The organism is Pantoea sp. X-Soil-ISGK-275, assembly GCF_059730795.1.
The window spans coordinates 1,182,044-1,198,688 of the sequence record NZ_AP035976.1 but is presented as its reverse complement, the minus strand read 5'-3'; the positions used below and the strand labels follow the sequence as shown (position 1 = coordinate 1,198,688).

Sequence of the window (16,645 nt, the reverse complement as noted above, 5' to 3'; positions counted from 1 at the left end):
GCAATTTTTGCATGCAGTCAAAATCATTACCTGAGGAGTTAACCATGTCGCATACCCAACTGCTGGCGCTGGATGGCTTGTCCTGCGGCCACTGTGTTAAACGCGTTAAAGAAGCGCTGGAGCAGCGCAGCGATGTTGAACAGGCCGATGTCACGCAGCAAGAAGCGCGCGTCACCGGCGCGGCGAGCGCCAGCGATCTGATCGCTACGGTTGAACAAGCCGGTTATCACGCGGTGCTGAAAGACGGCGCAGCCAGCCCAAAGCCTGATCCGTTGACAGCTACAGAGCCGCCGCCGGAGGCGCTGACAACGGAGTCGCAACCGGCACCATCCACTGAAGCTGATCTTCCTGTGCATCACTTACTGATTGGCGGCATGAGCTGCGCCAGCTGTGTGAGTCGCGTGGAACAGGCGCTGCAAAAGGTGTCGGGCGTCAGTCAGGCACGCGTCAATCTTGGTGAGCGCAGCGCGCTGATCATCGGCGATGCAAGCGCCGAAGCGCTGGTGAGCGCTATCGATCAGGCCGGTTATTCCGCCGAAGTGATCGATGACGAACAAACCCGGCGCGAACGCCAGCAGGTCAGCGTGCAGCAAGCCATGCGCCGCTTTAGCTGGCAATCAGCGCTGGCATTGCTGCTCGGCGTGCCGATGATGATTTGGGGCATGCTCGGCGACAACATGATGCTGAGCGCAGATAACCAAACGCTGTGGCGCACGCTTGGCGTCATCACCTTACTGGTGATGGTGATTGCCGGTGGGCACTTCTACCGCAGCGCGTGGCGCAGTTTGCGTCACGGCACCGCCACCATGGACACGCTGGTGTCGCTGGGAACCGGCGCGGCGTGGCTCTACTCGATGAGCGTCGCCCTGTGGCCCGAATTCTTCCCGCATCAGGCGCGTCATCTCTATTTCGAAGCCAGCGTGATGATCGTTGGCCTGATCAATCTTGGCCACGCGCTGGAGCAGCGCGCACGCCAGCGCGCCTCGAAGGCGCTGGAACGTCTGCTGGATTTAACCCCGGCGCAGGCGCGGGTCATCAGCGATCAGGGTGAAACGCTGCTGCCACTTAGCGAGGTTCAGTCCGGCATGACGCTGAAACTGGTCACCGGCGATCGCGTACCGGTGGACGGTAACGTTGCCAGCGGCGAAGCCTGGCTGGATGAAGCGATGCTGACCGGTGAAGCGGTACCGCAGGCCAAACAACCGGGCGATAAAATTTTTGCCGGTACGCTGGTGCAAGACGGCACGCTGCACTTTGTGGCGCGCGCCACCGGCAGCCACACCACGCTGGCGCGCATCATCAATCTGGTGCGTCAGGCGCAAAGCAGCAAACCGGATATTGGCCGGCTGGCCGACCGTATCTCCGCGGTGTTTGTACCGGTGGTGGTGGCGATCGCGCTGCTAAGTGGCTTGATTTGGTATCTGGCGGGTCCGCAGCCGCAGCTGGCTTATACGCTGGTTATTGTGACGACAGTGCTGATTATCGCCTGCCCTTGCGCTTTGGGTTTAGCCACGCCGATGTCGGTGATTGCAGGCGTCGGACGCGCCGCAGAGCTGGGCGTGCTGGTGCGTGACGCCGATGCGCTGCAGCGGGCCAGCGAAGTCGACACCATTGTGTTCGATAAAACCGGCACCCTGACACGCGGCACACCGCAGGTCAGTGATGTCGTGCTATATAGCGACTGGAATCGTGAGCAGGTGCTCAGCGCGGCGGCACAGATGGAGCAAGGCTCCAGCCATCCGCTGGCTAAAGCCATTCTCGATGCTGCGCCTGCGGTGAACGCCGAAGCGGTTAAGCAATTTCGTACAATACGCGGCAAAGGCATCAGCGCTACAGTGGCCGACAGAACGCTGCTGCTGGGAAATCAGGCGCTGCTGGATGAGCAGCAGATTGATTATCGCGCCGCGCAGGCCGACATCGAACGCTTCGCGGCACAAGGCGCAACGCCGGTGCTGCTGGCCGATAATCAGCAGCTACTGGGATTGATCGCACTGCGAGACAGCTTGCGTCCGGAGAGCAAAGCAGCGCTGCAGCGTCTGCATCAGCAAGGTTATCGTCTGATGATGCTGACCGGCGATCACCAAAAAACCGCGCAGGCGATTGCCGCCGAAGCCGGTATTGATGAAGTGATTGCCGGCGTGTTGCCGGATGGCAAAGCGCAGGCGATTACGCAGCTTCAGCAGCAAGGCCGCAAAGTGGTGATGGTCGGCGACGGCATCAATGATGCGCCCGCACTGGCGCAAGCCGATGTCGGCATTGCGATGGGTGGCGGCAGCGATGTGGCGGTAGAAACCGCCGCCATGACGCTGATGCGTAACGATCTGCACTGCGTCGCCGATGCGCTGTCGATTTCTAGCGCCACGCTGCGCAATATGCGGCAAAACCTGTTGGGTGCCTTTATTTACAACAGCCTGGGGATTCCGATTGCGGCGGGCGTGCTCTATCCATTTACCGGCATGCTGCTGAGCCCGATTGTCGCGGGCGCGGCGATGGCGCTGTCATCCATTACCGTGGTGAGCAACGCCAACCGTTTGTTGCGCTTCAAGCCCGCGCAACGGCAATAGCCATTACAGCCCTGTTTTTCATCGGATGAAATCGCTAGCATGGTTTTTTGCCTTAAAAAGGACAGGGAATGAGACACGGCCTGTGGCACAGCATCCAACAACGGATCGCGACCCTTTTCCCGGCCAGCTACAGCTGGCCGGCGATGGATATTCAGCTGGGCGATCGTCGTTTGCATCTGGCGGGCAGCATTCACATGGGCACGCGCGATATGCAGCCGCTGCCTGCCGGGCTGTTGCGCCAGCTGCATAAAGCCGATGCGCTGATTGTCGAAGCCGATATCACCCAAGGCGGATCGCCATTTAGCGAAGATGATCAATGCCCGCCGCTGGCGACTCGGCTGGATGACGAGACGCTGCAACGATTGCACGCGTTGTGCGATGAGGTTTCGCTGTCATTGAGCCTGTTCGATACGCTGCCGTTCTGGCAGATCGCGCTGATGTTGCAGGCGCAACAGGCGCAGCGGCTGGGATTGCGTCCGCAGTTTGGTATCGATTATCAGCTGTTGCAGGCGGCCAAAGCAGCCAACAAACGCGTTATCGAGCTGGAAGGTCCGGAAACGCAGATCGCCCTGCTGAAATCGCTGCCGCAGGATGGTTTGCCGCTGTTGCTGGATACGCTGGAGCACTGGCATACCAACGCACGTCTGCTGCAAACCATGATCAGCTGGTGGCTGGATGCGCCGCCCACCCAGCAACCCGTGGCGTTGCCCACCACTTTTAGCAGTGAATTGAACGACACATTGATGCGCAACCGAAATCAGCACTGGCGCGAGTTGCTGCTGGCGTTACCGAAAGGGCGTTATGTGGTGGCGGTGGGCGCGTTACATCTGTATGGCGATGATAATCTGCCGGATTTGCTGAAGGGTTAACGTATTGGTCGCCATAAATGGCGCCTCTACAAAAACGCACCAAACATCCGTAGGGTCGCCATTAATGGCGACCTACATTCCAGATGTGCTCAAAATACAAAAAAAGAAGGCCAATAATGATATTGGCCCGTCAAAGAGGAATTTGTTTATGATTTTGGTTATCACCAACAATCTCTTGCTGGCGCGGGCCAATTCTCGCGCAAAGTTCAGAATTTCGCCACTGTTTTTCCATCAAAACTGAAATAAGAATTTTCCTAACAAGGACCGATCATGACGCCTGCGGTAAAACTTCTGGAAAAACAAAAAGTCACCTTTACCCTGCATCCGTACGACCACGACAGCCATGAAACCAATTTTGGTGATGAAGCGGTGCGTAAGCTGAATCTGGATGCGCGTCAGGTGTTCAAAACCTTGCTGGTGTCGCTCAACGGCGATGCCAAAGCGCTGGCGGTTGCGGTGACGCCGGTCTCAACCCAGCTGGATCTCAAAAAGGTCGCCAAAGCGCTGGGCGCGAAGAAAGCGGATATGGCCGATCCGCAGCTGGCACAGCGCGTGACCGGTTATCTGGTGGGCGGCATCAGCCCGTTAGGACAGAAAAAACGTCTGCCAACGGTGATCGATCAGCAAGCGGCCGAATTTGCCACCATCTTTATCTCCGGCGGCAAACGCGGCTTGGATCTGGAGTTGGCCGCACACGATTTGTCTCGCCTGCTGGACGCGCCGCTGGCCGACATCGCGCGGCGCGATTAATCGGGCTGCTGGGCGCAGAGTTGATCGATCATCCAGCGCCCAGCCGGTCCCGGCGGATTACGTCGCGACCACACCACATCAACCGCAATACGCTGCGGCCAGCCCGGCACCGGCAACTCCTTTAGCACCTGATGCCCAAACTGCTCCACCAGCCAGCGCGGCAGTATGCTCCAGCCAAAACCCTGCTCCGCCATCTCAAGTAAAAGTAAGTAAGATGGAGCGGCCCACACTCGCCCCGCCGGCAGCGGATCGTGGTTTTGTACCCAGGTATTAAGCCGCAGATGCCGTAGCTCGCCCAACTGCCCTTCACTGACCTGATCCAGCTGGGAAAAAGCATGGTTCTGATGCAGATAGATCGCCATCTGCGCGCCAACCTGCAAGCGCGCCACTGCCAAATCCGGCGGCAGTTGCGGCTGCGCACGCACCACACCAAGATGCACGCGTCCGGCTTGTATCAGATCTAACGCATCAGCATCCTCGGCAATCATGCACTCGAATTCGATATCTGGGTAACGAGCCTCGAACCGGTTGAGGAGATTTTCATGGTGATCGGCCTGCCAAAAATCGGAAATCGCCATGCTGAGACGCGGCTCAACACCCTGCGACAAGCGCACTGCCAGCTCATCCAGCCGCTGGCTCGCTGCCAAAATCTGCTGCACCTGCGCCAGCGCACGTTGACCTTGCTCAGTCAGTACCGGCTGACGGCCGCTGCGATCAAACAGCGTGAAACCCAGATCATCTTCCAGATTCGCGATCGCGCTACTGATGGTGGACTGGCTTTTGCCCAACGCACGCGCTGCCGCTGAAAAGGATCCGCTGGCCACAGTTTGCACAAATGCCTCAAGGGATTCCGGGGAATACTTCATGGTGAACCATCGCTTTTATCGATAGGTGATCATTTTATCTTAGCATCACACAGTGCGAAAATGCGTGTTGTCACCAATAAGGAGGTTTATATGCGTACCCGTTCGCTGAAAGAACGTTTTTATCATGCCGCAGGCTTTGAGGGGTTGGCACTTATCACTGTTGCACCGCTGGCTGCCTGGATCATGGAGAAACCGCTGTTTCAGATGGGCGCGCTGGCGATTATGCTGTCGACCGTCGCCATGCTGTGGAACATGATCTATAACAGCGGTTTTGATCGCATCTGGCCGCCGCAGGTTAAACGCGGATTCGGTTTGCGCGCGATGCATGCGCTGGGCTTTGAAGGCGGGTTTATCCTGATTGGCTTGCCGATTGCCGCCTGGATGCTGAATATTTCGCTGCTGGAAGCCTTTGTGCTGGAAGTGGCGTTCTTTCTGTTTTTCCTGCCCTACACCATGGTTTACAACTGGATGTGGGATAAGTTGCGCCACCGTTGGGTGACGCAGAAATCCTGTCAGGCGTGATGTGCATCTGGAAAAAGGTCGCCATGAATGGCGACCCTACGTGCGCAGAGTTCAATGTTGCTGTGCGGCGCGTGGCCAGATCCACGCCAGAATCATTTGTGGATAGCTTGGCTTGCGTTGCTTCTCCTGCGCTTTGTTGCGCTCTTCAATTTGTGCCGCCGTCAGATGCACAATCCCGCTCGGTTGATAGTCACTCACTTTTAAAGGTGAATGCTGACTGACGTAGTCACGCAGCACATCCGCATCGCGCTGCCCGCTGTTGCTGAAGCCAGCATGAGTTTCAATATTCGGATAGCCGTCGCCGCCGCTGGCGTTAAAGCTGTTGGTCGCCATGCGGTAGGTTTTATCTTTTTGCAGCGGTTCGCCATTAATCTTCACGTCGCTGACGCCCTTGCCATCCGCCACCAGACTGATGTTGCTGAACTGCGCGAAGCCGCCGGAATCCACTTTGATATTGGCTACCGTCGCCAGATAACTCAGCAGCTCATTGCCGCTCAGCGTAACCGAGACCACCTGATTGCCGAAAGGCTGCACCTGCAGCAAATCGCGCCAGCTGAGATTGCCCTGCGCCAGCGACGTACGAATGCCGCCGCCGCTCATCACCGCAAAGTCCGCTTTGGTCGCCGCCATTTGCGCGCGTAAAATCAGCTGCCCAAGATTGGTCTGCTCGAAGCGTACTTTGTCGCGCTCGCCAACAAACACGCCATCGCTGCTGCCGACTTTAACATCCAGCTGCTTGCCAGCACGCAGCTGGAAAGGCGTTAACAGCTTCATCATCGCGCTGTTCGGCGGGATCTCTTCCTGCCAGGTGAGCCAGGATTCGCTGCCATCAAGATTCTTCACTTTGTGCTTAAGGTTGACCGGGATCAGCTGGTAATTCTCCAGCGTCAGCTCGCCATTGCGAAAGGTGAAGTCGCCGCGCCCAACAAATTTGCCCCACTCTTTCGCCTGCATGATCCACACGCCGTTTTGACGATCCGGCTGGCAAGGCTGGCCCGGCTGATAATCTTTTACGCTGACGTTCTCTTTCTCCATGCACACCGCATCCTGTGAATGGCCACCAATGATCACGTTGATGGTGCCCGGCGGCAGGCTGCGCGCCAGCTCCACGTCACCCGGCGCATTGCTGCCGTGCTGGCCGTCGTCGTAATGGCCCATGTGCGTCAGCGCGATGATCACGTCAGGCTTTTCGCTGGCGCGTAATTCCGCCACCGCTTTCTCGGTCTCTTTCACCGGATCGCGAATATCAATGGTCGCAATATTTTCTGGATTGGCGATACGTAGCGTGTCGGTGGTGGTCAGGCCGATCACCGCAATCTTCAGCCCCATGCGGTTAAAGGTCGCCCACGGCTTAAATAAGCGTGTGTCGGTGCCTTTTTGATAGATGTTGGCCGAAAGGAAAGGGAATTTGGCCCACTTCTGCTGCTTTTGCAGCACGCTAAGTGGTTTGTCGAATTCGTGATTGCCCAGCGCCATGGCGTCATAACCCACCAGGTTCATGCCGCGAATATCGGGTTCAGCATCCAGCATGTCTGACTCGGGTACACCGGTGTTCACATCGCCTGCCGACAGGATCAGCGCGCCGCCGCCTTTGGCCTGCACATCGTAGCGCTGTTGATCCATCAGGGTTTTCTGCGCGGCGAGGCCATATTCGCCCTGCGCGTTGGTCCAGTAGCGACCGTGATGATCGTTGGTATGCAGAATACTAAAACGATAACTGCGATCCGTTTGCCACGCCTGCGCCAGCATCGGCAGCAGTAACACTGTCAGCGCCAGCCAGCGCCCCTTTCGCGGTGATAAAAACAAAGCCGATCTCCTTATTCTGCGTTTTTCCACTTAGCGGTGGACTTAATGTGCGTTATCGCCCTTCTGTTTCGCACAGATGGCTGGCTAACTCAAGATGAAACTGGCAAAGCATCAATCAAACAAGCTGCATAACCGTCAGGCGCTTCATTGGATAACCCAATTCTACGCCTGGCGGCGACTTTATCGACTTAGGACCGCTTTAACCGCAACAACACCTGCTGCGAAGCCAGTTTCCCGTCGCAACTATTTTTCCGCGCCACTCTTCATTCTGCGTATTTCCAGCCGATATAGTGAGATAACTGACGAAAATGGAGCTTCAGCTGCGTTTTAGTCTCATTTTTTCAATTTAGTGCGTTTTTACCGCTCAAATGTTTAAACGCGGTCAGTGATTGTGCATTACACTAGGTTGTTACAAGCGGATACATTTGCACACAAGGAGACAGGCATGCATCACACCACACCGTTGATCACTACCATTGTCGGGGGGCTGGTCCTCGCATTTCTCCTTGGTATGCTGGCAAACCGCCTGCGCATCTCACCGCTGGTTGGTTATCTATTAGCTGGCGTATTGGCCGGCCCTTTCACGCCAGGCTTTGTCGCGGATACCAACCTTGCTCCAGAACTGGCTGAACTCGGCGTTATTCTGCTGATGTTTGGTGTCGGTTTGCACTTCTCGCTGAAGGATTTGATGTCGGTAAAGTCCATCGCCATTCCCGGCGCCATCGCGCAAATCGCCGTGGCCACGCTGCTGGGTATGGGACTTTCCTGGACGATGGGCTGGTCGTGGATGACCGGTCTGGTATTTGGTCTGTGTCTTTCCACCGCCAGTACTGTGGTGCTGCTGCGCGCGCTGGAAGAGCGTCAGCTGATTGATAGCCAGCGCGGGCAAATCGCCATTGGCTGGTTGATTGTGGAAGATTTGGTGATGGTGCTAACGCTGGTGCTGCTGCCAGCGATTGCGGGCATGCTGGAACAAGGCAACGCTAGCCCAACGCTGCTGCTGTGGGATCTGCTGCTGACCATCGGTAAAGTCGTCGCCTTTATGGTGCTGATGATGGTGGTAGGCCGTCGCGTGGTACCGTGGATTCTGGCAAAAAGTGCCGCAACCGGTTCGCGTGAGCTGTTTACCCTTGCGGTGTTAGCGCTGGCGCTCGGTATCGCCTTTGGCGCCGTTGAATTCTTTGATGTCTCCTTCGCCCTCGGCGCTTTCTTTGCTGGCATGGTGCTGAACGAATCCGAACTCAGCCACCGCGCGGCGCACGATACCTTGCCGCTGCGCGATGCGTTCGCGGTACTGTTCTTTGTATCCGTCGGCATGCTGTTTGACCCGATGATCCTGATTGAGCAGCCGCTGGCTGTATTGGGCGCGCTGGCGATTATCGTACTGGGTAAATCCATCGCCGCCTGGCTACTGGTAACGCTGCTTGGCCATTCACGTCGTACCGCGATGACCATTTCGGTGAGCCTGGCGCAGATTGGTGAATTCGCCTTTATTCTGGCCGGTCTCGGCATCTCGCTTGGCATGCTGAGCGAGGAAGGCCGCAATCTGGTGCTGGCGGCGGCGATTCTCTCCATCATGCTTAATCCGATTCTGTTTAGCATGCTGGAACGCTACCTCGACAAAACCGAGACCATCGAAGAGCAGACGCTGGAAGAAGCGATCGAAGAAGAGAAACAGATTCCGGTGGATATCTGCAATCACGCGGTGCTGGTTGGTTATGGTCGCGTCGGCAGCCTGCTGGGGCAAAAACTGATGGAAGCGGATGTACCGCTGGTGGTGGTGGAGAACTCCCGTCCGCGCGTTGAAGCGCTGCGTGAACAAGGGATTAAAGCGGTACTGGGCAATGCAGCACGCGTTGATACCATGGAATTAGCGCGCCTCGACTGCGCCCGCTGGCTGCTGCTGACTATTCCAAATGGTTACGAAGCCGGTGAAGTAGTGACGGCGGCGCGCGAGAAGCGCCCGGATATTGAGATTATTGCGCGTGCGCATTATGACGACGAAGTGACCTACATTATGGAGCGCGGCGCAAATCGCGTGGTGATGGGCGAGCGTGAGATTGCCAACAGCATGTTGCATGTGCTGGAAGAGGAGATTGCGCAGAACCCGATTGTGCGTGAGTGCCCGATTTAAGTGAGTGCGGTCATTGAGAAGGTCGCCATGAATGGCGACCTTCCGTTTTATCGGTCCCAGTAAGACTCTTCTAAGCTGTCTTCCCGCTCCGGCAGGCCGCGCGTCAGACGCGGGGAATGCTGGTTCAGCACCTGATAACTTACCCGGTTCGCATATTTACACACCTGTGCCAGTGACGAATAGGTCAGGTAGGCGCGGCCGTGTTTGCTGGAGTTAGGTACTTTTTGGCGGTGGAAGTTGTTGGCGGTGATGTCGTGCAGCAGCGCCGCCAGCGCACCATCGCCCGCGCCGTTGGTGTTCATGATCTTCTCTGGTCCGCCCATATAAGGCGCGATATGCGAGAAGATGCGCAGCGGCTGATTGCAATCCTTGTGGCGCATCGCGCGGCTAAATTCATATTGGTTGAACTCAGCCAGCGCGCCCGGCAGCAGCGGATGATTGGTTTTGCGTTTGTACTCTTCTTCGGTGAAACCGGCCATGTACAAACCGGTTGGCCCGGCGGTACACAGCACCAAATCCACCCAATCCAGCGCCATATTTGACGCCAGCAGCGGATCCTGTTCACCGGTCAGCGCATAGGCTTCCTCTTCGTTCATCGCCACAATCGAGACGTGGTCGCGCAGGAAATCGCGCCAGAACTGCGGGTTATCCTGAATCACGTATTTGGTGCCGAGCGTCAATACCACCGGCACATTGTGTTTTTTGGCGTATTCGATGGCGCGCAAGGTGGCTTCCGGCATCGGTTCGCCCGGCTGGCAGCGCACCAGATAGGAAGTCAGCACCAGCGCCGAGGCGCCCGCAATCACCTCTTCCGGAATGCTGTTGGCCTGCAGCTGGTTCATTAAGCCAGGGCTGATGGCGAAGGTACGTTCGCCCTGCTCGCCAATCAGCGTGAAGCAGCGGCCAATCGCGCCATCAACGCCCTGCAGGAAGTTCAGATCCATACGGCTGGAGGTGTTGCACAGGTAGCGATAGGCGTAGCCGCCGATCTGGATGTTATTGCACATCACGCCGAGCAGCACCGAGCGATCATCCGCCAGCACCGAGTAGTTATGCAGGGTATTTCCGATGGTGCCACCGGCAAATTGATGGCTGATAAGCGCTTCGCGCATCAGCTCGTTGTAGAGCGCTTCGGCGGTAGCATCATCGATCACCAGCGAGTGACCGGCACTTAAGCCGTAACGCTGCAGAAAGTCGTCATCAACTTTGGCTTCAATATCCACCAGCGTCTGATCGATACCCACCACCCAACTGCCCTCTTCCTGCTCTTGCTGCGTGGCTTGCAGCAGCGGATCGCGCGCGTTGACGGGGAAATAGTGTTTGGATTTGCGTTTGCCGGGAAATTTCATCGAGAGTGCCGTCAGGGAAAATCAGGCAGAGAATGATATCACACTCTCTGCCACACCCTTAACGGCGCGCGTTGACCAGCTGCACCATCATTTCAATGTGCTCAGCATCGTCGTTGAGCGCTGGAATGTACTCGAACTTTTCGCCGCCGGCATGCAGGAAGATCTCGCAGTTTTCACCGCTGATCTCCTCGAGCGTTTCGAGGCAATCCGCCGCAAAGCCCGGACTCATCACCTGCACGTGCTTGATGCCTTTGGCCGGCAAACTCTTCATGGTTTCGTCGGTATACGGCGTCAGCCACGGCTCGCGACCAAAGCGCGACTGGAAGGTCATCATGATCTTGTGCGGCGCAATACCCAATGCCGCGGCCAGCGCATCGGTGGTGTCTTTGCAGCGCAGCGGATAATCATCGCCTTCATTGGCGAAACGCTGTGGAATGCCGTGATACGACAGCACCAGCAGATCCGGTTCGCCATGCAGTGCAAACGAGCGCTCAACCGAGGCTTTCAGCGCGGCGATGTAAGCCGGATGCTCCGCATAATCGCGGATAAACGCCACTTCCGGCAGCGAACGCAACGGTTTGAAGCTGGTGGCTAAGCCGTCCCAGACTGCGGCTACCGTCGAGCAGGAGAACTGCGGATAGAGCGGCAGCACGATGAGTTTGGTCACGCCCTGATCCAGCAAGCGTTTTAACGCGCTGTCGAGGCTTGGCTGGCCGTAGCTCATACCGAGTTCAACCGGCATATCGAGGCGCTGCGCCAATGCGTCACGCTGACGCTTGCTGAAGACCATCAGCGGTGAACCTTCATCCATCCACACGGAAGCATAAAGTTTCGATACGCGTGGCGAGCGGAAAGGCACGATGATGAAATTGAGAATCGGCCACCACAATAAGCGCGGTGTATCAACCACTCGTGGATCGCCGAGGAATTGTTTCAGATAGCGTTTAACCGCAGGTGTTGTGGGTGCGTCTGGTGTGCCTAAGTTAACCAGCAAAACCCCGGGCTTTTCTTGCCTCATGGTATTTCCTTGATGTCGAAACGAATGGGTCGAATGCAAAATCAGGGGGAAATTGTAGCGGAAATCGAGGGAGGGGAAAGCAATTGCTGCAAAAGGGCCGGACAACCGGCCCCATCAACGCATTAACCGAGAATCGTGGCCAATTGCGTGCTCACTTCAGCGACAGGACGCGTGCCGTCGATTTTGTGATATTCGGTGTTGCCGTCTTGCGCTTCTTTGCCATAGTAGGCAATCAGCGGCGCGGTCAGCTGATGGTATTCCACCAGACGCTTACGCACGGTCTCTTCCTGGTCATCTTTACGTGTGGTCAGCTCTTCGCCGGTTAGGTCATCTTTACCTTCCACTTTCGGTGGATTGTAAGTGACGTGATACACGCGGCCCGATGGCGTATGAACGCGACGACCAACAATACGATCCACAATCAGCTCGTCCGGTACAGCGAACTCCAGCACGTAGTCAACCTTGATGCCCGCTTCTTTCATGGCGTCAGCCTGCGGGATAGTGCGTGGGAAGCCATCGAGCAGAAAACCGTTTTTGCAGTCTTCCTGAGTGATACGCTCTTTTACCAGCGCAATCACCAGCTCGTCAGTCACCAGTTTACCGGCATCCATGATCGCTTTTGCCTGTTGGCCCAGTTCCGTACCTGCTTTGACTGCCGCACGTAACATGTCACCGGTGGAGATTTGCGGAATACCGTATTTCTCCATGATGAATTGAGCCTGAGTGCCTTTACCTGCGCCCGGAGCTCCGAGCAGAATAATACGCATTGCGTAATTCCCCTTGCGAATCGCATTGTTCAATCTGAGAAGGCGAAGAACATACCATTATGGCCCGCGCACCACAAGGAAACGGGCGCGCTCGTCACGAAAGGTCTACTTTGACCTGCTTTGTCAGCAAATACCAGCAGAGTGCCCGTTTTTAGGAATTACGGCTAAGCATGAGCGCGTCTTTGAGCCGTTTTTTCAGTGTTAGCGTGACGTTCTGCTGCTTGTTGACGCCGCCACGCACGTCGGCGCGCAAGCGTAAACGCGCCTGTTGCGGCAGCACCTGAATATCCTGCGGCAATTCACTGGCATTGAGGCCGTTCGGCAGCGGAAAAAGCGCAAAGGGTAAACCCGGTTGCTGAATGGAGTGCAGGATAAAGGGCGAGTCGAGTGCGATATTTTCCACCATCGCAATATTGAACGGACGCCATTCGCTGTCCCCGATCATCGTCAGTGCCTGTTCGGGTGCGTCACGAAGCGCTAATCCTTGCTCAAACAGCCGCAGTTCGCTGCGCACCAGCGTGCTGAAATCGGCGGTGCGCAACGCGATCAACACCAGATCGCCGCATAACGCCGCGTGGCGATCGAGGCGAGCAACAAACAGGCGCGCATCGCTCACCAACCGCTTATGTAGCTGCGTGGCAAATGACTCCGACGCATCGGTAACGCCGTGGCTTTGGCATTCGCTTAGCGCCCGCACCCGACCTTGCTGCATATCGACATGATCCACCAATGCAATGTTGCCCGCCGTCATCGGCAAGGTGGGCAGTACGCTGAGTTCGCTGACCGGATGGTGGGAGGCATAGCGCGTTTGATTGCGCGACTGTTCCTGACGGAGAAACAGCTGGGAAAGCAGCACCCGTGAGATATGCAAAGACGGAGCGAAGAAGAGATCGTAATTTTCAAGCCGGTAATGGCGGGAAAGCAAGCCGCGAAGCTTATCGCGCGCCGCCGCCGTCCTGGCAATAGCAAGTTGTGGAGCCATCGCGTGATAGGTCTCTTATTATTGTGCTGTGTGTGGGAGGTGAAGCCTGCGGTGATAGTCGGCGTGAAACACAGAGAGCCGGAGCCGTCAACCCGCCAGAATCTGGGGGAAAGGTTAGGCCAATGCGGCTGGACATTAAAATGATATAAACTGACAATCCCTGTTAGGTTTTTACACAGGGGACGAGTATGACCGCGCTTCCATCGTTACGTGCACTGCACTATTTCCACCAGGCGGCACTGTATAGCAGTTTTAGCTTGGCGGCCGAACGTCTGCATGTCACCCATAGCGCCATTAGCCATCAGGTTCGACAGCTGGAGAGCTGGATGGGGAAGCCGTTGTTTGTGCGCACCAATGGACGCGTCAAATTAACCTCACACGGTGAACGTTTGCTGGTGAGCTGTCAGAAAGCCTTTAGCGAACTCTCCACTACCTGCGAAAGCATCCGTACCGGCATGCGCCATCATCTGAGCGTCTCCTGCGCGCCCAGCTTTCTCTCACAATGGCTGATTCCGCGTATTGCCAGCTTTTATCAGCGCTATCCCGATATCGAAGTGCAGTTTCAGTCGCTGGTGGAGATCGACCAGCTACGCAGCGAACACACCGATGTACTGATTCTCAGCGCCGAGCAGTCGCCGGATGACGATATTGATACCACTTTGATCAGCGATGATTACATCGGCCCGCTGTGCGCCCCGCAGTTTGCGGCCCGTTTTCAGAGCGAGCAGGATCTCGCCTCGCTGCCGCTGCTGCACGCCGATACACGGCTGCATGCGTGGGCTGAATGGGCGAAAACCAGCGGCGTGCGCGGTAATTACTGGATCGGCAAGCATTTCGATAATTTGACGTTAGGCATTCAGGCAGCGAGAAATGGATTGGGCGTGATTATGGCGCCGCGCTTGCTGGTGCGTCAGGAGTTGAGTGATGGCACCTTGATCGCGCCGCTGGGCTTTGTACGCGTCGATCGCGCGACGTTGATGATGACCAAGACTTCGCGCCAGCACGATGCGGAGATTACCTTGTTTCGTGATTGGTTGCGGGATCAGGCGCAGATATAAAGCGGATAAAAAAAAGGTCGCCATGAATGGCGACCCTACGAGTTTGGTGCGATTACGCCGTCAGCAACTGGTTCATGCGACGGATAAACTGGTTGGGATCGTCCAGCGTACCGCGTTCGGCGAGCAGCGCCTGATCCAGCAGCAGCTCAACCCACTCGGCAAAGCGCGTTTCGTCCTGGGTATCAGCCACGCGTTTCACCAGCGTGTGATCCGGATTGATCTCGAAGATGTACTTCACGTCCGGCACGTCCTGACCGGCAGCAGCAAACAGCTTCGCCATCTGCGTGGTCATTTCGTTGGCATCGGTGGTGACGATCGCTGGCGTATCGGTGAGACGATGCGTCAGACGCACCTCTTTCACACGCTCGCCCAGCAGCGTTTTCACGCGCTCAACAAACGGCTCCAGCGCCTTCTCCGCTTCTTTCTGCTCTTCGGTCTCTTCGTCGGCCAGTTTGCTCAGCGAATCATCCGCTTTGCTGACTGACTGGAAAGTTTTGCCGTCGAACTCGGTGAGGTAGCTCATCATCCATTCGTCGATGCGATCGGAGAGCAGCAGCACCTCGATGCCTTTCTTGCGGAACAGTTCCAGATGCGGGCTGCTCTTCGCGGCGGCATAGCTGTCGGCGGTGATGTAGTAAATCTTATCCTGACCTTCCACCATGCGCGTCAGGTAGTCGTCGAGCGAAACGTTCTGCTCGGCGCCTTCGCTCTGGCTGGTGGCAAAGCGCAGCAGCTTGGCAATCTGTTGCTGGTTAGCGTTGTCTTCCGCCGGGCCCTCTTTCAGCACCAGACCGAACTCTTTCCAGAACTGCTGATATTTCTCTGCGTCGTCTTTCGCCAGTTTTTCCAGCATCTGCAGGCTACGCTTGGTCAGCGCGGCGCGCAGGCTCTGGGTCACGCGGCTGTCCTGCAGGATTTCACGCGATACGTTCAGCGGCAGATCGTTGGAATCTATCAGGCCGCGCACGAAGCGCAGGTAGTTCGGCATGAACTGCTCAGCGTCATCCATGATGAACACGCGTTGCACGTAAAGTTTCAGGCCGTGCTTGCTGTCGCGGTTGAACATGTCAAACGGCGCGCGTGACGGCAGATACAGCAGGCTGGTGTATTCCTGCTTGCCTTCCACGCGGTTGTGGCTCCAGATCGCCGGATCGCTGAAATCATGGGCGATATGTTTGTAGAACTCGTTGTACTCTTCGTCGCTGATCTCTGACTTGTTACGCGTCCACAGCGCCTGGGCTTTGTTGATCTTTTCCCAGGTGGTGGTGTCGCTCTCTTCGTCTTTGTTTTCAATTTCAACCGGCAGCGCGATGTGATCGGAGTATTTGCTGATCACGTTACGTACGCGCCACGCATCGAGGAAATCATCTTCGCCTTCACGGAAGTGCAGCGTGATTTCGGTACCGCGATCGGCTTTCTCAATCTCCGCCAATGTGTACTCGCCTTCGCCGGCCGATTCCCAGAACACCGCTTCATCCGCTTTCGCGCCTGCGGCGCGGGTGCGCACGGTGACTTTGTCCGCCACGATAAACGCCGAGTAGAAGCCCACGCCGAACTGGCCGATAAGCTGGCTGTCTTTCGCCTGGTCGGAGCCCATGGATTCGAGGAAGGATTTGGTACCGGATTTGGCGATGGTGCCGAGGTTCTCAATCACCTCATCACGGCGCATACCGATGCCGTTATCGCTGAGCGTCAGCGTGCGATTTTCCGGATTGACCGAGATACGTACGCGCAGGTCGCCGTCGCCTTCATACAGATCGGGCGTCGACAGCGCGCGGAAGCGCAGTTTGTCGGCGGCATCTGAAGCGTTGGAAATCAGCTCGCGCAGGAAAATCTCTTTATTTGAATAGAGCGAATGGATCATCAGGTGCAGAAGTTGTTTTACCTCTGACTGGAAGCCACGCGTCTCTTGTCCTTTCATGGTCATTGCTACCTCAACTGAATCGGGGTTGATGATACG

General features: G+C 56.6%; 14 protein-coding genes. 7 read left to right on the top strand and 7 right to left on the bottom strand.

Annotation, left to right across the window (positions count from 1 at the left end; translation table 11 throughout):
• Positions 1-44: 44 nt before the first annotated feature.
• From copA to ybaK, 4 genes are all read left to right on the top strand, one after another.
• Entirely contained in the window at positions 45-2,564 is a 2,520-nt protein-coding gene (gene copA / locus AC6I8A_RS05475) for a copper-exporting P-type ATPase CopA (protein WP_497818142.1), read from the top strand.
• 68 nt (positions 2,565-2,632) lie between these two features.
• Positions 2,633-3,433, top strand: coding sequence for a TraB/GumN family protein (locus AC6I8A_RS05470; RefSeq protein WP_497818141.1), 801 nt, complete (start codon positions 2,633-2,635; stop codon positions 3,431-3,433).
• Positions 3,434-3,497: 64 nt separating this feature from the next.
• Positions 3,498-3,674 (top strand): hypothetical protein, encoded by a 177-nt coding sequence (locus AC6I8A_RS05465; protein WP_258144720.1) that lies wholly within the window; start codon positions 3,498-3,500, stop codon positions 3,672-3,674.
• Positions 3,675-3,703: 29 nt separating this feature from the next.
• On the top strand, positions 3,704-4,183 hold the full coding sequence (ybaK, locus tag AC6I8A_RS05460; protein ID WP_256695831.1) for a Cys-tRNA(Pro)/Cys-tRNA(Cys) deacylase YbaK: 480 nt from the start codon (positions 3,704-3,706) through the stop codon (positions 4,181-4,183).
• Here the strand turns inward: ybaK and AC6I8A_RS05455 are convergent.
• A complete protein-coding gene (locus AC6I8A_RS05455) occupies positions 4,180-5,049 on the bottom strand; it encodes a LysR family transcriptional regulator (protein WP_256695830.1) in 870 nt (289 codons plus the stop codon). The genes ybaK and AC6I8A_RS05455 overlap by 4 nt on opposite strands.
• A 90-nt stretch (positions 5,050-5,139) precedes the next feature.
• On the opposite strand from AC6I8A_RS05455, the gene AC6I8A_RS05450 reads away from it, so the two are divergent.
• A complete protein-coding gene (locus AC6I8A_RS05450; RefSeq protein ID WP_293796627.1) occupies positions 5,140-5,571 on the top strand; it encodes a multidrug/biocide efflux PACE transporter in 432 nt (143 codons plus the stop codon).
• A gap of 51 nt (positions 5,572-5,622) precedes the next feature.
• Here AC6I8A_RS05450 and ushA read toward each other — a convergent pair whose 3' ends face one another.
• Positions 5,623-7,377, bottom strand: coding sequence for a bifunctional UDP-sugar hydrolase/5'-nucleotidase UshA (gene ushA, locus AC6I8A_RS05445; protein WP_436331648.1), 1,755 nt, complete (start codon positions 7,375-7,377; stop codon positions 5,623-5,625).
• A gap of 445 nt (positions 7,378-7,822) precedes the next feature.
• On the opposite strand from ushA, the gene ybaL reads away from it, so the two are divergent.
• The gene (gene ybaL / locus AC6I8A_RS05440; RefSeq protein WP_256695829.1) at positions 7,823-9,511 is read left to right on the top strand and encodes a YbaL family putative K(+) efflux transporter; all 1,689 of its coding nucleotides are present in this window, start codon (positions 7,823-7,825) and stop codon (positions 9,509-9,511) included.
• A gap of 47 nt (positions 9,512-9,558) precedes the next feature.
• Here the strand turns inward: ybaL and AC6I8A_RS05435 are convergent, their stop codons facing one another.
• The 4 genes from AC6I8A_RS05435 to AC6I8A_RS05420 all read right to left on the bottom strand — a co-directional run bounded on the left by AC6I8A_RS05435 (position 9,559) and on the right by AC6I8A_RS05420 (position 13,627).
• The gene (locus AC6I8A_RS05435) at positions 9,559-10,860 is read right to left on the bottom strand and encodes an inosine/guanosine kinase (protein ID WP_293796635.1); all 1,302 of its coding nucleotides are present in this window, start codon (positions 10,858-10,860) and stop codon (positions 9,559-9,561) included.
• Positions 10,861-10,918: 58 nt separating this feature from the next.
• Positions 10,919-11,878 (bottom strand): ferrochelatase, encoded by a 960-nt coding sequence (gene hemH / locus AC6I8A_RS05430; RefSeq protein WP_154153565.1) that lies wholly within the window; start codon positions 11,876-11,878, stop codon positions 10,919-10,921.
• A gap of 122 nt (positions 11,879-12,000) precedes the next feature.
• Complete coding sequence (adk, locus tag AC6I8A_RS05425; RefSeq protein ID WP_061717437.1) at positions 12,001-12,645, bottom strand: adenylate kinase; 645 nt, start codon at positions 12,643-12,645, stop codon at positions 12,001-12,003.
• 151 nt (positions 12,646-12,796) lie between these two features.
• Positions 12,797-13,627 (bottom strand): DUF6024 family protein, encoded by an 831-nt coding sequence (locus tag AC6I8A_RS05420; RefSeq protein WP_497818140.1) that lies wholly within the window; start codon positions 13,625-13,627, stop codon positions 12,797-12,799.
• Between the two features lie 188 nt (positions 13,628-13,815).
• Here AC6I8A_RS05420 and AC6I8A_RS05415 point away from each other — a divergent pair, with 188 nt between their 5' ends.
• Positions 13,816-14,685 (top strand): LysR substrate-binding domain-containing protein, encoded by an 870-nt coding sequence (locus AC6I8A_RS05415; protein ID WP_293796640.1) that lies wholly within the window; start codon positions 13,816-13,818, stop codon positions 14,683-14,685.
• Between the two features lie 52 nt (positions 14,686-14,737).
• Here the strand turns inward: AC6I8A_RS05415 and htpG are convergent, their stop codons facing one another.
• On the bottom strand, positions 14,738-16,612 hold the full coding sequence (htpG, locus tag AC6I8A_RS05410; protein WP_265299693.1) for a molecular chaperone HtpG: 1,875 nt from the start codon (positions 16,610-16,612) through the stop codon (positions 14,738-14,740).
• Positions 16,613-16,645: the final 33 nt, after the last annotated feature.

Excerpts from the sequence above, each read along its gene's own strand:
- copA (WP_497818142.1), top strand. The coding sequence starts at position 45 with ATGTCGCATACCCAACTGCTGGCGCTGGATGGCTTGTCCTGCGGCCAC.
- AC6I8A_RS05470 (WP_497818141.1), top strand. The coding sequence starts at position 2,633 with ATGAGACACGGCCTGTGGCACAGCATCCAACAACGGATCGCGACCCTT.
- AC6I8A_RS05465 (WP_258144720.1), top strand. The coding sequence starts at position 3,498 with ATGGCGACCTACATTCCAGATGTGCTCAAAATACAAAAAAAGAAGGCC.
- ybaK (WP_256695831.1), top strand. The coding sequence starts at position 3,704 with ATGACGCCTGCGGTAAAACTTCTGGAAAAACAAAAAGTCACCTTTACC.
- AC6I8A_RS05455 (WP_256695830.1), bottom strand. The coding sequence starts at position 5,049 with ATGAAGTATTCCCCGGAATCCCTTGAGGCATTTGTGCAAACTGTGGCC.
- AC6I8A_RS05450 (WP_293796627.1), top strand. The coding sequence starts at position 5,140 with ATGCGTACCCGTTCGCTGAAAGAACGTTTTTATCATGCCGCAGGCTTT.
- ybaL (WP_256695829.1), top strand. The coding sequence starts at position 7,823 with ATGCATCACACCACACCGTTGATCACTACCATTGTCGGGGGGCTGGTC.
- AC6I8A_RS05435 (WP_293796635.1), bottom strand. The coding sequence starts at position 10,860 with ATGAAATTTCCCGGCAAACGCAAATCCAAACACTATTTCCCCGTCAAC.
- hemH (WP_154153565.1), bottom strand. The coding sequence starts at position 11,878 with ATGAGGCAAGAAAAGCCCGGGGTTTTGCTGGTTAACTTAGGCACACCA.
- adk (WP_061717437.1), bottom strand. The coding sequence starts at position 12,645 with ATGCGTATTATTCTGCTCGGAGCTCCGGGCGCAGGTAAAGGCACTCAG.
- AC6I8A_RS05420 (WP_497818140.1), bottom strand. The coding sequence starts at position 13,627 with ATGGCTCCACAACTTGCTATTGCCAGGACGGCGGCGGCGCGCGATAAG.
- AC6I8A_RS05415 (WP_293796640.1), top strand. The coding sequence starts at position 13,816 with ATGACCGCGCTTCCATCGTTACGTGCACTGCACTATTTCCACCAGGCG.
- htpG (WP_265299693.1), bottom strand. The coding sequence starts at position 16,612 with ATGACCATGAAAGGACAAGAGACGCGTGGCTTCCAGTCAGAGGTAAAA.